The sequence below is a fragment of the Rhizobium sp. BK512 genome, from assembly GCF_014194915.1.
Lineage (GTDB): Bacteria > Pseudomonadota > Alphaproteobacteria > Rhizobiales > Rhizobiaceae > Rhizobium.
Genome location: NZ_JACIAS010000012.1, coordinates 22,001 through 36,655, shown reverse-complemented (window position 1 = coordinate 36,655; position 14,655 = coordinate 22,001). Strand labels below are relative to the sequence as shown.

The window sequence follows — 14,655 nt, the reverse complement described above, 5'->3', positions numbered from 1 at the left end:
GGTTCCTTCGAGGCGCTGTAAGGACAGTAGCCTGTATCCAGTCTGGACTTCGCAGCGATAGTCCCATCTTCAAAGGCAGCAATCAGGTCTTTGACATCGACATCACTGCCTTGACTTTGCGTTTCGCTATCAACGAACTCTTGGAAGACGCAGCGGCATCGATCCGCAAGCACAGCTTTTGTACCTCCTCGACAGAAAGAACCTCACGCATCCAACTTGAACAGACCACTGGCGCAAAACCCGTCGACCTTAAAGCCATGTCCAAGCACCCAAAGCGCGTCTGTTTCGATGCTCACATCAAGTGTGATTCGCGCCTCTCATGGGTCTGTCTGGACGTCAATGGAGGGAACGTTTTACCACAGCCAGAAAAAGATCCCCGAGCCGTACTCGTTCTTCCGCGACCATGAACAGGATGTTTTCCAGGCGGCGAGCAGACATCCTCGATCGCTCAGCGCGGCAATTATACTGTGCCTCTATCAAGATACGGGGGCCGATTGCCGGTTGATATTGGGCAAGAGCGAGGCCCGCCCTGATCAGGAGCGCGCGTGTATCGGGGCGGTGTTCGGCGGCAATAGCGACGCAGAAAGCCTTCACGAGCCCCAGCTTTGGGATGGGCAACTCAATTTCATCGACCACCTGCTTGCGGATATCGTTCGCTTTGACAAATCGGAGGTACTCATCGACAAGAGCATTAGCCCGCTCGAGTTCATCAAGCGCGTCAATATCGCCGACGGCGCGATGATAGTCTCCTTCGATCGTCAGGCGCATAGCGTTCTCCTTTTGAACGGAAACGCTGAAAACTGCCGTTGGTTCATTCGAGCTCGCGCTGGGATGTCTATCGAGGTGCGCGTTCTGATATCGACCCAGTCTTGGGAACCTTGAACACTCCAGGCGGTTATAGGGTGGTTACTACGAAACCGGGGTCTTTCCATGAAAATCGCTTGTGCAATGATCGCAACACTTACCCTTGCCATAACGCTGTCATCCTGCGGCAACACCATTCGGGGGATGGGCCAGGACACAGCCAATACTGTGAACGCCACCCAGAACGCCGGACATCGCGTCGCCAACGCAGCTAAATAAGATCCGTTAGCCCGTCGCCTCGTCAGGCCGGCGGGCTAATGCCGGACCGGTAACGGATCCGCTCGTTGCTCGGAAGTTCTTGTCGTCATAGCGTTCATGGGCAGATCCTGGGGCGCATTTCTCCCGCCCACCGGATATCGCCGATGGCACTCTGCCTTTTTCAGACGTTCAGGCCGACCACAGAAAAGATCACCAGCGTCAGAAACGTCCCCCTTAAGCGGTTCGCGTTGAGCTTGGCTTTGCTTCGGCCGCGCGGGCGAAATCGTGTTGACGACGGCAAATTCCTTGGGACGAAAAAAGGTTGCTGCCGCGGGAAAATCCCTTCTCGATTGTGCAACAGGCATGCGGGGAGTTTCGCCGCAAAGACCAGAGCTGCCTCTCCTTGCGTAAAGGAGTGCGGAGTACATCGGGCATTGCTGTCAGGGTTTTGCACATCCGCACTCGACTCCCGCAATGCCCGGTGCTTCAATTTCCGCGGCTGGGAGGGAGAATGCACATATACTACGAGTGGAGCGAGGCCAAGCACGCCGACAATAACTCATAAAGTTCGCTTCTGTTGCTATTGCACTGGCCTGTCTGCCGGTTTGGTGGTTGGTGCCGGAGACCGCTCTCAAAGCCGCCAACATGTAGCCTGAAGGCTGCCTGTCCACGTCAAAATGCCTCCGGCTGGAGGAGGTCGAGCCGAAGGCATTCTTCACGAGGTAACGCAGCGATCGAGAGGGGCGATCTTGCCTCTGGGGAGGTCTAGGCGGCCGCGTCTTTCTAACGAACCTCTACCTTTTGCTTTGGTTCCAGCTTGTTTTCAAGAAATCGCAGCGCAGCGAAACGGATCTCACGGGGCGACTGCGCGACTTGAGCTATCGGGAGCGGATGGCGAACACCGACGCTGCCGCTCGGACGCACGGCTCAGGGATGAATGCCGCAGAAGCGGGCGGGACCGACGGACGAAAATCTCGCTCCCGTCAGCTTTCGCGCTCCTTCTTTAGGCGACGGCGACGATAAGCTAAGGTGGAAAGCGATCGCGCCCGACCCGCGCAGTACTGTCTGCGTGCCGTCGGTTGTTATGCTTGGGTTCGTTTACCGAGGCGTTCGGGGAAACCTGTGGCCGGACCATAGCGAAGGCTGCAACAAGTGAGCTGTCAAAATAGGAAAGCAGCCGGCGCTTTAGGGAACCACTCCAATTGCGGGCAGCCGGATTGCCGGCCGTGGCATTAGACGTGCTCACGGACCCGGGGTTCGCCTGCCCACCGAGATGCAGTTTTCGTTTTGGTCGGCTGCGCGACGGTTGGCCGTCGCAGCAAGCTGCGGCGCGAATCCCCGCCCTGCGTCCCCGTTTGCTCGCACCCTGCCGTGCCGCCGTCGCTTCCCCGGATAGGTGCTCCAAGCGGCTCCCCCAGTCGGGCCATCCCAAACCGCAGCACGAACGCGATATTTGGCGAATGAAATCGACAGGAGGTAGACAGCCGCGCCAGTGCTGGGAGAATTTCGACGAACATTCAGCATTTCTTGCGTTTGAGGCCGGACACCCGAGCAAACACAAGGTTCCAGTCGCATGCGTCTCCGTCGTCGCAGATTTCGTAGTTGTCCTGTGCTCAAGAAGAAGGGAGCGGTTTTCCGCGCCAGCGATCCCGCGAGGGCTTCAGGGCGTCGCTGAGCAGCCCATATTTTGCCGTGATGCTGACGTTTTTGGAGGGGTTCGGCATCATTGGGAAAAGCAGTACGCTAGCGGACAGGGACGCTCAAGACGTTGAAGCGGCAAGGCAATCCGCCCATATAAGGCGTAACCCTCAAGGATGATTGCCATGGTGAGCAGGCTCAGAAAAACCCTGACCGTGCAGCAACGCGCGTCAGCTTTTGAACATACGAACAAGATCGCGACCGAGGCCGCAGAAGAAGAGCGTCGTCTTCGCAAAGAGAAGACTGAACGGCTGAGAAGACTGCGGCTCTCTGAAGACGACGAACCTTCTGGTAGCTGCGGAACACAGCCCGCGGTCGGACATTCCTAGTGAGCTCGAACCCGGAGTAGACACATGGACCAGCAAAATTTATCAGAGACAACCAGCCCTTCGGAAACCCGTCGTGCAAAGCGGATCGCCAAGGGATACACGATTGAAGACCTAGCAATCGCAACAGGATTGACGGCTACTGAGATCGCAGCCTCCGAACAGGACGACGCGGCTCCAGAGCACCACGTCGAACGCATCGCACATGTTTTGGCATAGTCTTCAATCACACGGAGAGGAACATTGGCACGAACAGGTAAAAGCGCCATCGATCTCATAATTGGTGAAAATCTTGCCCGCATAAGAAAAGCGAGAGGGTTGAGCCAGTCGTCGATCGCCGAAGTCCTCGATATCACGTTCCAACAAGTCCAGAAGTACGAAAAGGGCACAAACCGCGTGAGTGCAAGTGTCCTGTTCGAATTGGCACAGGCGCTCTCGGTGCCAATGGATGACTTCTTTCATGGAGCCGAGCCGACGATCCGAAATGACGCTCTAAGAAGATCTCGCCGAGCCCCTCCCCTAAGCGGCGAACTCAGTGCCGTCAAAAGTGCTGCCGTAAAGAAGGCGCTACTGGGTTTGATTAGGGAGGTTTCGGCAGAACCGGACGAGGACGATCCTTCCCGAACCAACGGCAGGTCGCATTGAGTGGCCCCCCGACCCTGTCGAAGCCATTGATTGACGCTCGCTGCTCAAAGACCCAGCCCATCTGCGCTGCGCCACAATTGAGCGACAGGGACGCTCATCCTCAATCGACTGTGCGCATGTTGACGAGTGCGGCCTTGCCGATCTCGTGAGGGTCATGTCGTTACTCGCCGGCTGGGCAGCCTGGCTAACCGAAGCGACCATAATAAGCAAGGCTGTGTCGGCAGCGGAAACATAGGGCCGCAGGCCATTGGAGCTCCAGCACCTTCATTCGCTCGCTGCTTTTGCCACGGCACCGGTGTTGGCTTTTAGGCAAGTGCCGGATGGATATTCCGTCCAACCTCCACGCATGGATCAAATCCCGTCCGCCACCGTACGTTCTGTGGATATACATGAGATGGACTTGTATTGATCCCCGCGACCCTCAAATTGGTTATTGACTTGCGCGTTTGACATTGCTGCCGAAGACTGTCCGTCTGCAAATATCTTGTGACTTTTTATGAGGTCGCACGATCAATGAAGCCCAATGGTTTCCAACACCTGCGCACGTGCAAATGTGATGCTGCAGGTCCGGCGAGCGTAGAATCGAGGATCCCGGCTCTTTTTTTCTTTCCTCGTCTTCGGATTTAATCGGATAATGCGCTGGAGACTCTGAAGCGGTTCTCGGCATGTTTTGAGGAAGGAGGAGCACGCTTTGCAACGAAGGCTGGCAGCCATCCTGGTCGCCGATGTGGTCGGCTATTCACGGCTTGTTGAGAAGGACGAAGGCAGGACGCTTTCGGCCTTGCCCACTTTGCAGACCGCATTGCTCCAGCCACAGATCGCTGCACACGCAGGACGCATCGTCAAGTTGATGGGCGACGGCTTGATTGCTGAATTTGCCTCGGTCGTTGAGGCAGTTTCCTGCGCTGTCCAGATGCAGAATGCGATCGCGCGACAGCATGATCGGTCCGATACCACCAGCAAGATCGTCTTTCGGATCGGCATTAATGTTGGTGACGTCGTTGTCGATGGTGACGATCTGCTCGGGGATGGCGTGAATGTGGCGGCACGGCTGGAGCAAATCTGCCCGCCCGGTGACATACTGATGTCAGGCACAGCCTATGAGCATCTCGCCGGAAAGATCGACACGAAGATAAACTATGCGGGAGAGCAGCACCTCAAGAACATCTCGCGGCCAATCAAGCCTATCATGTGCCGCTCAGCGGATCGATTTTTGTCTCCTTAGCGGCTTCGACCCCGATCGGGCCAGCAATCGCCGTACTGCCCTTCGAGAACATGTCGAACGATCCGGAACAAGTCTATTTCAGCGACGGCATACCGCAGACATCATTACCGAACTGGCTCGTTTCACTGAACTGATGGTGATCGCCAGAACCTCATCGTTTGCGCTTCGCGGGCGCACCACGGATTTGCGCGACATCGGGCGCACTCTTGGTGCCGGTTACATTGTCGAGGGTAGCGTCAGGCGCGCCGCAAGCCGGGTGCGGATTACGGTACAGCTCGTCGAAACGGTCGGCGGGATGCATCTCTGGGCCAATCGCTACGATCGGTCCATCGACGATATTTTCGCCACTCAGGAAGAAATAGCCCAGGCCATCGTTGCGATGGTAGCGCAACGCGTCATCGACAATAATGAGCTGACGTCGCGAAGACGTCGCCCAGAGGACATGCGGGCCTATGACCTTTTCCTTCAGGGCAACCGGTTATCTGATGATTTCACACCCGGCGCTCAGGAGCGCGCGGAGGCATTGTTTATCCGCGCCGCCGAGGCCGATACCGGCTTCGCCAGGGCCTATACCGGTCTTGCCTATATCTACCTCAACCGCGCCTCGGATGGCGACATCGGCATTCCGCGGGATCGTGACGAAAACCGGATCAAGTCTCTGCGCGCAGCCGAGACAGCTTTCGCGCTCGATCCGAGCGATCCGCGGGTGCAGAGCACATTGGGCTATATATGTTGAACCTGGAGAGACTTCAGAAGGGCTGAGCACCATCTCGATCTGGCAAAATCCATGAACCCAAACGATGCGACAATCCTGATCCTTTCGGCATCCATGCAAGGTTCGCTCGGTCGGCCAGAAGAAGGTCGTGCTGGCGCCGAGATGGCCTGTCGGCTGAACCCGCTCTACCCCAGCTGGTATAATTATTACAAAGCTCGCCTGCTCTTCCTTTCAGGCAGGTACGGTGAAGCATCGCTTCTGCTCGAACAGAGAACATTCGCGACGCCGGACCGAGAGCCGCGGGACATGGCCTGGCGCGCTGCATCCTATGGACATCTCGATCGGATCGCGGATGCCGAAAGATGCGCCGCAACCTTCCTCAATGCCGTCGGCGCGCGGTGGCGAGGGAACGAGGCCCCGAGCGCGGCCGACTACGTCAACTGGCTGGTGGACGTCTCCTATCTCAGCGAAGAGCGCGATGTTTCGCGACTGCGCGAAGGACTTAGGCGCGCGGGCCTACCAACCTAGCGATTTCATAGCTCCGGTGCCGTCCGCCGGGGCTTTGCTGGCTAGCAACCAATGCCCTCGAGATCAGCCATCATGCGAGCGAGCGATATAGCGGGTGATGTCGCGGCGCCTTTTGCGCAGAAGCGAGCTTTGCGTGCCGTTGATGTATCAATATCCGGCTCCATCGTCAGCCAGTCGAAAGCTCGAGGCGCCGCTGAAACTTGCCCTGCTAGAAGATCCGACAATACAACCGAATCTCTGGAACTAGCGCTGCAAGCAAGGCCACCCCCGGTTTCGGCGCCAGCCGATGATTTCTTAAGCCCTACCCCCGTCGCACCGTATGCGAATCATGGCGGACAAAAGGCGACACGTTGATCGCGACATTCAAGCGGCCGTCACCCGGTTGGCTGCCACATGCTGTATAGCCGTCTGAAGCTGTTCCTGCGTGAAGGGCTTTGTCATTCTCAACAGGTTCAGGACGGCGGGATCGTCCGGAAGCTTGGCATAGCCCGAAGCCAGGATCACGGGCATGCTTTTGTATTGGGTCGATATGGACCGGGCAAGTTCGGCTCCCGTCATTCCAGGCATTGCATGATCGGTGACCACAATATCGCAGATTTGACCGGCCGAGAGAATTTCCAGTGCGACTTGAGCAGACGATGCCTCTAGCGGAATATGTCCCAGATCTTCCAGCATCGCCATGGTGCCCAGCCGCACGAGGGGATCATCGTCCACGACAAGGATCCTCAAGGCGTGGCTCACCGCTACGGCGGTTTCAATCGCCTCGGCCTTCTTCACGCCTGCTGTATCATAGACTTGTGCCACCGGTAACCAGAGCGATACGGTAGTCCCTGTCCCTTTGATGCTCGACAGTTCGAGCATCCCGCCGGACTGGGCCGCAAGACCATGAACCATGGAAAGACCGAGCCCGGTGCCTTTTCCAGGACCCTTCGTGGTAAAGAACGGCTCCGTGGCACGAGCGGCAACGGCCTCGTCCATGCCTTCGCCGTGGTCGGTGACCTCGAGTTTCACGTAGCGGCCGGGTTTGAGCGCGACTGGACGAACCGAATGATTTTCTTGCGCAGACACCAGGATCGTGCCGCCCTCACCCATCGCATCGCGCGCATTGACCGACAAATTGAGCAGAGCGAGTTCGAGTTGATTGCCGTCAACGAGCACACGCGGCAGGTCCGGTTGGATCTCGCTCCTTATGTCGAGGCCTGGGCCGATCGCCTTTTTAAGAAGATCCTCAACATTCTCGAACAGTTCCCGGAAATCGACGGCCTGCGGCTTGAGCTCCTGCCGTCGCGCGAAAGCCAGAAGACGTTGCGTCAGCGCCGCTCCTCTTTCCGCCGCTTGCAAGGCATTCGCCATGAGACGATCACTCTTATCGTCGGGTGGTAGGCGCTTCTTCAGAAGGTTCAGGCTGCCCATGATTGCCATGAGCAAATTATTAAAATCGTGCGCGACGCCCCCGGTCAGCTGACCGATCGTGTCCAGCTTTTGCGCTTCGAACAGCTGGGCGAGGGCCTCCTCCCGCTCGCGCGTCCTCTGATCAATGCGCTGTTCGAGTTCTTCATTGAGCAGGCGCAGCGCCCGCGAGGAGGATTCCAGCTCGGCCGTGCGCTCCCGAACCCGGTTTTCGAGTTCCGCATTCAGCAGCTCAAGCTCCCTCGTCTTTCGATAGAGCTCGGTGAAGACCCTCACCTTGGCCCGAAGAACGTCAGGAACAATCGGCACCGATACATAATCGACCGCTCCGGCCTCATATCCGCGCAGGCGGTCCGGCTCAGCCATCATGATCGCCGAGACGAAAATGATTGCCGTGTTCTGATAGCGTGGATGTTCCCTGATCATGTTGACGAGTTCGAAGCCGTCCTGTTCAGGCATGCAGACATCGACCAGAATGACGGCTATTTCGTTACGCAGAAGATGTTCTAGGGCCTCGCGCCCTGACTGGGCCTTGATGAGGTTTTCTCCAAGTTCCTGGAGGATCACCTCGTAGCTGAGAAGTTTCGCGGGCTGGTCATCAACAAGAAGGATATTGACGGGATTCACGGCCGGCTCCTCAGCGATGCAGCCACATGCGCAGCGCCGACAGGAGCTGCTCGGTGTTGACCGGCTTTGCCAGATAATCCGAAGCCCCAGCTTCGAGACATTTCTCTCGATCGCCCTTCATCGCCTTCGCCGTCAGTGCCACAATCGGCAGGCGACGGAAATTCGGATCGGAGCGGATGACCTGCATCGTCTCGTAACCGTCCATGCCCGGCATCATGATATCCATCAAGACGATCGCCACTTTAGGCTCGTTGTTGATCACCTCGATCGCCTCAGTGCCGGTGGTGGCCGTCAGGACCTTCATGCCGCGGCGCTCCAGAACGCTGCTGAGCGCGAAGATGTTACGTGCATCATCGTCGACGAGCAAAACCGTCTCGCCAACAAGGTCTTCATCCGAACTGTGCAGCTCCTCCAACATCGCCTGCTTGGCGGCGGGCAAGTCGGCAACGACACGATGCAGGAAAAGCGCCGTTTCATCGAGCAAGCGTTCAGGTGACTCGACGCCCTTGACCACGACGCTACGGGCCATGCTGTGAAGCTTGGCGTCTTCTTCGGGCGAAAGTTCGCGGCCCGTGAACACAACGACAGGCACTTCACCGATCTCAGCGTCGTCACGCATCCGTTCCAGCACGTCGAAACCGGACATATCGGGGAGCGAAAGATCTAGCACGACGCAATCGGCAGGATCTCTTCTGAGTGCCGCAAGCGCTTCCGATCCCGAGCCAACGCTCGCTATATCGATATCGTCATGGCCAAGGAGCGCGGAAACGCTCATCCGCTCCGCCTCGTTGTCCTCTACCAGGAGAAGACGCTTGCGTCTCGGCTCGGCGTAGGCCTTCAGGCGTGAAAGCGCCTTGCCGAGGCCATCAGGCGTCGTCGGCTTGCTCATGAAAGCAAAGGCCCCACGCGTCAGTCCGTGTTGGCGGTCTTCGTCGAGGCTGATGATCTGCACCGGAATGTGCCGCGTCAACGCATTCTGCTTGAGCTGGCTCAAGACCGTCCATCCCAGCATGTCTGGGAGGTAGATGTCGAGGGAGATCGCCGACGGCTTGTATTCCTGCGCGAGCGCCAGAGCCTCGCTGCCGCGCATCGCCACGAGAACCTTAAAGCCGCTGTCACGGGCGAGGTCGAGCAGAACCCGCGCATAATGGGCGTCATCCTCCACGACGAGAAGCACCGTATCGGCGGTCGTAATATTCTCGCGGTCGTCTTCCACCTGCTCGCCGGGCTTGTCTGGCCGCCGTCCGGCGATGGCCTCCGAAAGCTGAACAACATTGCTGGCTTCGGTAACAACCTTCGGCGCCACGGCGCCCGCACCAACGTAAGTCAATGGAAGGTAAAGTGCGAAAGTGCTACCCACTCCGGGGCTGCTGCGAAGCTGGATCTCGCCGCCGAGCAGATTTGCAAGCTCACGGCTGATGGCAAGGCCAAGCCCTGTGCCGCCATATTTGCGGCTGGTCGAGGCGTCAGCCTGTTGGAAAGCCTCGAAAATTATGCGCTGTTTTTCCGGCGGGATGCCGATGCCGGTATCAACAACCTCGAAGGCGAGGACGGACGGGGCGTGTTTGAGCGAAGGATGGTCGGAAGACCAGCCGCTCGCCACCGCCGAAACGCGCAGCGTAACGCCGCCCTGCCCAGTAAACTTGAAGGCATTCGAAAGTAGGTTCTTCAGGATCTGCTGGAGCCGCTTGGCGTCCGTGAGGATGCTTCTGGGCGCATCCGTGCCGACTTCGACCGCAAAGGCGAGACCACGATTGTCCGCCTCGTGGCGGAAAGGCCGGGCGATAACGTCCAGAAGGTTGTTGATAAAAATTTCCTCGGCGTCGACCGATACGGTTCCGGACTCGATCTTGGAAAGGTCAAGGATGTCACTGATGAGGTTGAGGAGGTCCGTGCCTGCGCCGTGGATCGTCTTTGCAAACTCCACCTGCTTTCCGGAAAGATTACCTTCCGGGTTTTCCCCGAGCTGCTGTCCCAGGATGAGGATGGAATTGAGCGGCGTACGCAATTCGTGCGACATGTTTGCCAGAAATTCCGACTTGTATTTCGACGTCAGCGCGAGTTCGGTCGCCTTTTCCTCAAGTGCGCGACGGGCCTGTTCGATTTCCTGATTTTTGGCCTCGACCTCGACATTTCGCTCCGCAAGCTGCTGGGCCTTCTGTTCGAGCTGCTCGTTGGTCTGCTGAAGCTCGCCCTGCTGGGTCTGAAGCTCGGCGGCGAGCTGCTGCGACTGCTTGAGCAAGCCTTCCGTCTGCATCGTCGCTGCAATCGAGTTGAGGACGATGCCGATCGACGTGGTGAGCTGGTCGAGGAAAGAGAGCTGCAATTCGGTGAAATTACCGGCCGATGCGAGCTCAATGACCGCCTTGACCTGCCCCTCGAAATGCACGGGAAGGACGATTGCGCTTCTCGGAAGTGCCGAGAAGACGCCGGAACTGATCGGAACGACATTGCTCGGAAGATCGGTGATCAGGATACGCCGGGCGTCGCTGGCGCACTGGCCGACAAGGCCCTGCCCGAATTCGAGCCTGGTCGGGTGAGACGTCTCCGTGCCCTGCGCGTAGACCGACAGGAGCGACAGTATCGGCTGGGGGCCGTCATCGACCTGGTAGATCACGCCCTGGTGAGCACCGACCAGAGGCGCCAGTTCCGACAAGAGCATTTTGCCGACAAGCGTCAGATCGCGCTGACCCTGCAGCATGTTGGTGAAGCGCGCCAGATTTGTCTTCAGCCAGTCCTGCTCGGTATTGCGCTCGGTCGTCAGGCGCAAGTTATCGATCATCGTGTTGATATTGTCCTTCAGCTCCGCCACCTCGCCGCGTGCCTCGACCTGGATCGAGCGGGTCAGGTCGCCTTTGGTAACCGCGGTTGCGACCTCGGCGATTGCGCGCACCTGGGTGGTGAGGTTGGCGGCAAGCAGGTTGACGTTGCCTGTCAGATCCTTCCATGTACCGGCTGTTCCTGGAACATTTGCCTGGCCACCCAACCGGCCCTCGACGCCCACTTCGCGGGCCACGCTGGTGACCTGATCGGCAAACGTGGCGAGCGTGTTGGTCATGTTGTTGATCGTCTCGGCGAGGGCGGCCACCTCGCCCTTGGAGGCGACTGTGAGGTTCTGCTTCAGGTCGCCATTCGCGACAGCCGTTACCACCTTGACGATGCCTCGCACCTGCTCGGTCAGATTGGCGGCCATGACGTTGACAGTGTCCGTCAGATCCTTCCACGTGCCCGCAACGCCCGGCACCTGCGCCTGTCCACCGAGCTTGCCATCGGTTCCCACTTCGCGCGCAACACGGGTCACTTCACCGGCAAAGGCGTTGAGCTGATCGACCATCGTGTTGATGGTGTTCTTGAGTTCGAGGATTTCACCTTTCACATCGACGGTGATCTTTCGCGACAGATCCCCGCGCGCCACCGCCGTCGTCACTTCGGCGATATTGCGAACCTGGGTCGTCAGGTTGGCCGCAAGAAGGTTGACGTTGTCGGTCAAGTCCTTCCAGGTGCCGGCAACGCCTGGAACAACAGCCTGGCCTCCGAGACGCCCGTCGGTGCCCACTTCACGCGCGACACGCGTCACTTCGCCCGCAAACGAGCGCAGCTGGTCCACCATCGTGTTCAGTGTGTCCTTCAGGAGCAGGATTTCGCCGCGCACGTCGACGGTGATCTTGCGGCTGAGGTCGCCATTGGCGATCGCTGTCGCCACTTCGGCGATGTTGCGCACCTGGGCCGTCAGGTTGCCAGCCATGGAGTTGACACTGTCGGTCAGGTCCTTCCAGGTACCCGCCACGCCGGAGACCTGCGCCTGTCCGCCGAGCTTGCCTTCCGTTCCCACTTCGCGAGCCACGCGCGTGACCTCGCCGGCGAAGGCATTGAGCTGGTCCACCATCGTGTTGATGGTGTTCTTAAGCTCCAGGATCTCACCCTTCACGTCGACTGTAATTTTTCGCGAAAGGTCGCCACGCGCAACCGCCGTCGTCACTTCGGCGATGTTGCGCACCTGGCCGGTAAGGTTCGACGCCATCGAGTTGACGTTCTCCGTCAGGTCCTTCCAGGTGCCGGCGACGCCCGGCACCTGCGCCTGCCCGCCTAGCTTGCCTTCGGTACCGACCTCACGGGCAACGCGCGTCACTTCGGAGGCAAACCTGTTGAGCTGATCGACCATCGTGTTCAGGGTTTCCTTCAGCTCGAGGATTTCTCCCGAAACCGAAACGGTGATTTTCTTGGACAGGTCGCCATTGGCGATCGCCGTCGAAACCTCGGCGATATTGCGCACCTGTGCCGTCAGATTACCAGCCATCGAATTGACATTGTCGGTCAGATCCTTCCAGGTGCCGGCCACGCCACGAACGTTTGCTTGCCCGCCCAGGCGCCCTTCCGTGCCGACTTCGCGCGCGACACGCGTTACCTCGCCCGCAAAGCCATTGAGCTGGTCGACCATCGTGTTGATCGTTTCCTTCAGCTCAAGGATTTCGCCAGAAACGGTCACCGTGATCTTTTTCGACAGGTCGCCCTGGGCGACGGCGGTCGCAACTTCCGCGATGTTGCGAACCTGCCCCGTGAGGTTGGAGGCCATGGAATTGACGGAATCGGTCAAGTCCTTCCAGGTCCCGGCAACGCCGCGCACGTTTGCCTGACCGCCCAACTGCCCTTCGGTGCCGACCTCACGGGCGACGCGTGTAACCTCTGAAGCAAAGGCGTTGAGCTGGTCGACCATCGTATTGATCGTTTCCTTCAGCTCCAGGATCTCGCCCTTCACGTCGACGGTGATTTTCTTCGACAGATCGCCGCTGGCAATCGCGGTCGAGACCTCTGCGATGTTGCGTACCTGAGCGGTAAGGTTGCCCGCCATCGAATTGACATTGTCGGTCAGGTCCTTCCAAGTCCCCGCGACACCTGGCACCTGCGCCTGCCCGCCCAGGCGGCCTTCGGTGCCCACCTCGCGGGCGACGCGCGTCACTTCTCCTGCAAATCCGTTCAACTGGTCGACCATAGTATTGATGGTCTCCTTCAGCTCCAGGATTTCTCCAGAAACCGTGACGGTGATCTTCTTAGACAGGTCGCCGTTGGCGATTGCGGTCGAGACGTCCGCGATGTTGCGTACCTGAGCGGTCAGGTTGGAGGCCATCGAGTTGACGTTGTCGGTCAGATCCTTCCATGTTCCTGCGACACCTGGCACCTGCGCTTGCCCGCCAAGGCGGCCTTCGGTGCCCACCTCGCGGGCGACGCGCGTCACCTCGCCGGCAAACCCGTTCAACTGGTCGACCATGGTGTTGATGGTCTCCTTCAGCTCCAGGATTTCGCCGGAGACATCCACGGTGATCTTGCGCGACAGGTCGCCCCGCGCAACGGCCGTCGTGACCTGAGCGATATTGCGCACCTGTGCCGTCAGGTTGCCGCACATGGCGTTGACAGAGTCCGTCAGATCCTTCCACGTGCCAGCGACGCCGGGTACCAGTGCCTGTCCGCCGAGTTTGCCCTCGGTGCCGACTTCGCGCGCCACGCGCGTGACTTCTGAGGCGAAGGCGCGAAGCTGGTCCACCATCGTATTGATTGCTTCTTTCAGCTGCAGGATCTCACCCCGCACATCGACGGTGATCTTCTTTGAAAGGTCGCCGTTGGCAACCGCTATCGTGACGTCGGCAATGTTTCGCACCTGCGCCGTCAGATTCGAAGCCATCGAATTGACGCTTTCGGTAAGGTCCTTCCAGACACCCGTGACTTCTGGCACCTGCGCCTGCCCGCCGAGCTTGCCGTCCGTGCCGACCTCGCGCGCAACGCGGGTTACCTCCGAGGTGAATACGCCGAGCTGCTTGATCATCGTATTGACGATATCAGCGGAGCGAAGAAACTCCCCCTGTAGGGGCCGACCGTCCACATCAAGAGGCACGGTCTGGAGGAGGTCGCCTTTCGCAACCGCGGTAATCGTGCGGGTAACGGCCGTCGTCGGCCACAGGAGATCGTCGATCAGGGTGTTGATCGAGCTTTCCATGTCGGCCCATGCCCCGTCGGACAAGCCAAATCGGACGCGCGTGCTGGTGCGGCCGTCCCGCCCGACGACCTGACCGACATTCTCGAGTTGTGCCGCCATTTTTTGATTTGCGGCGATAATATCGTTGAGCGTATCGGCAATTTTGCCGGTCACTCCGGTCAAGTCAGAGCGCATCCTGACAGAGAAGTCGCCTCTTTTCATGACCAGAAGGACGTCCAGGAGCGCGCGTGCATCAGTGCTCGCCATCGCCGTCGGATCACCATCCGGATGAATGTGCGCAGCCGTCTCGTCAAGTTCGACCGGATTGTTCTGTTTTCCCACCATGTGCCCTCCGCGAAAGTGGTCCTGAATCTAGGGCTCCAGGCAGAAATTGCCATGGCGGGCTACGCGCGGAAGCGTTGGGAACGACGACTGGAGCAATTCCGTTCCA

General features: G+C 58.8%; 10 protein-coding genes. 7 read left to right on the top strand and 3 right to left on the bottom strand.

Annotation, left to right across the window (positions count from 1 at the left end):
• Positions 1 to 336 precede the first annotated feature (336 nt).
• Positions 337 to 768 (bottom strand): hypothetical protein, encoded by a 432-nt coding sequence (locus FHX06_RS31845; RefSeq protein WP_183882175.1) that lies wholly within the window; start codon positions 766 to 768, stop codon positions 337 to 339.
• A 180-nt stretch (positions 769 to 948) separates the two neighbouring features.
• Here FHX06_RS31845 and FHX06_RS35800 point away from each other — a divergent pair, with 180 nt between their 5' ends.
• From FHX06_RS35800 to FHX06_RS36235, 7 genes are all read left to right on the top strand, one after another.
• Complete coding sequence (locus FHX06_RS35800; RefSeq protein ID WP_246715738.1) at positions 949 to 1,083, top strand: entericidin; 135 nt, start codon at positions 949 to 951, stop codon at positions 1,081 to 1,083.
• A gap of 1,802 nt (positions 1,084 to 2,885) precedes the next feature.
• Positions 2,886 to 3,089 (top strand): hypothetical protein, encoded by a 204-nt coding sequence (locus FHX06_RS31840; protein WP_113208579.1) that lies wholly within the window; start codon positions 2,886 to 2,888, stop codon positions 3,087 to 3,089.
• Positions 3,090 to 3,113: 24 nt separating this feature from the next.
• Positions 3,114 to 3,305 (top strand): helix-turn-helix domain-containing protein, encoded by a 192-nt coding sequence (locus FHX06_RS31835; RefSeq protein ID WP_183882173.1) that lies wholly within the window; start codon positions 3,114 to 3,116, stop codon positions 3,303 to 3,305.
• Positions 3,306 to 3,329: 24 nt separating this feature from the next.
• Positions 3,330 to 3,731: a helix-turn-helix domain-containing protein gene (locus FHX06_RS31830; protein WP_162710037.1), complete on the top strand. Its 402-nt coding sequence runs from the start codon at positions 3,330 to 3,332 to the stop codon at positions 3,729 to 3,731.
• Positions 3,732 to 4,401: 670 nt separating this feature from the next.
• Positions 4,402 to 4,956, top strand: coding sequence for an adenylate/guanylate cyclase domain-containing protein (locus tag FHX06_RS36245; protein WP_312866613.1), 555 nt, complete (start codon positions 4,402 to 4,404; stop codon positions 4,954 to 4,956).
• Between the two features lie 133 nt (positions 4,957 to 5,089).
• Positions 5,090 to 5,692, top strand: a complete 603-nt coding sequence (locus FHX06_RS36240; RefSeq protein WP_312866612.1) for a hypothetical protein — start codon at positions 5,090 to 5,092, stop codon at positions 5,690 to 5,692.
• Positions 5,693 to 5,743: 51 nt separating this feature from the next.
• A complete protein-coding gene (locus FHX06_RS36235) occupies positions 5,744 to 6,199 on the top strand; it encodes a hypothetical protein (protein ID WP_312866611.1) in 456 nt (151 codons plus the stop codon).
• 363 nt (positions 6,200 to 6,562) lie between these two features.
• On the opposite strand, the gene FHX06_RS31820 is transcribed toward FHX06_RS36235, so the two are convergent.
• Both FHX06_RS31820 and FHX06_RS31815 read right to left on the bottom strand, forming a co-directional pair.
• On the bottom strand, positions 6,563 to 8,236 hold the full coding sequence (locus FHX06_RS31820; protein WP_183882171.1) for a response regulator: 1,674 nt from the start codon (positions 8,234 to 8,236) through the stop codon (positions 6,563 to 6,565).
• A gap of 10 nt (positions 8,237 to 8,246) precedes the next feature.
• A complete protein-coding gene (locus FHX06_RS31815) occupies positions 8,247 to 14,549 on the bottom strand; it encodes a HAMP domain-containing protein (protein WP_183882170.1) in 6,303 nt (2,100 codons plus the stop codon).
• Positions 14,550 to 14,655: the final 106 nt, after the last annotated feature.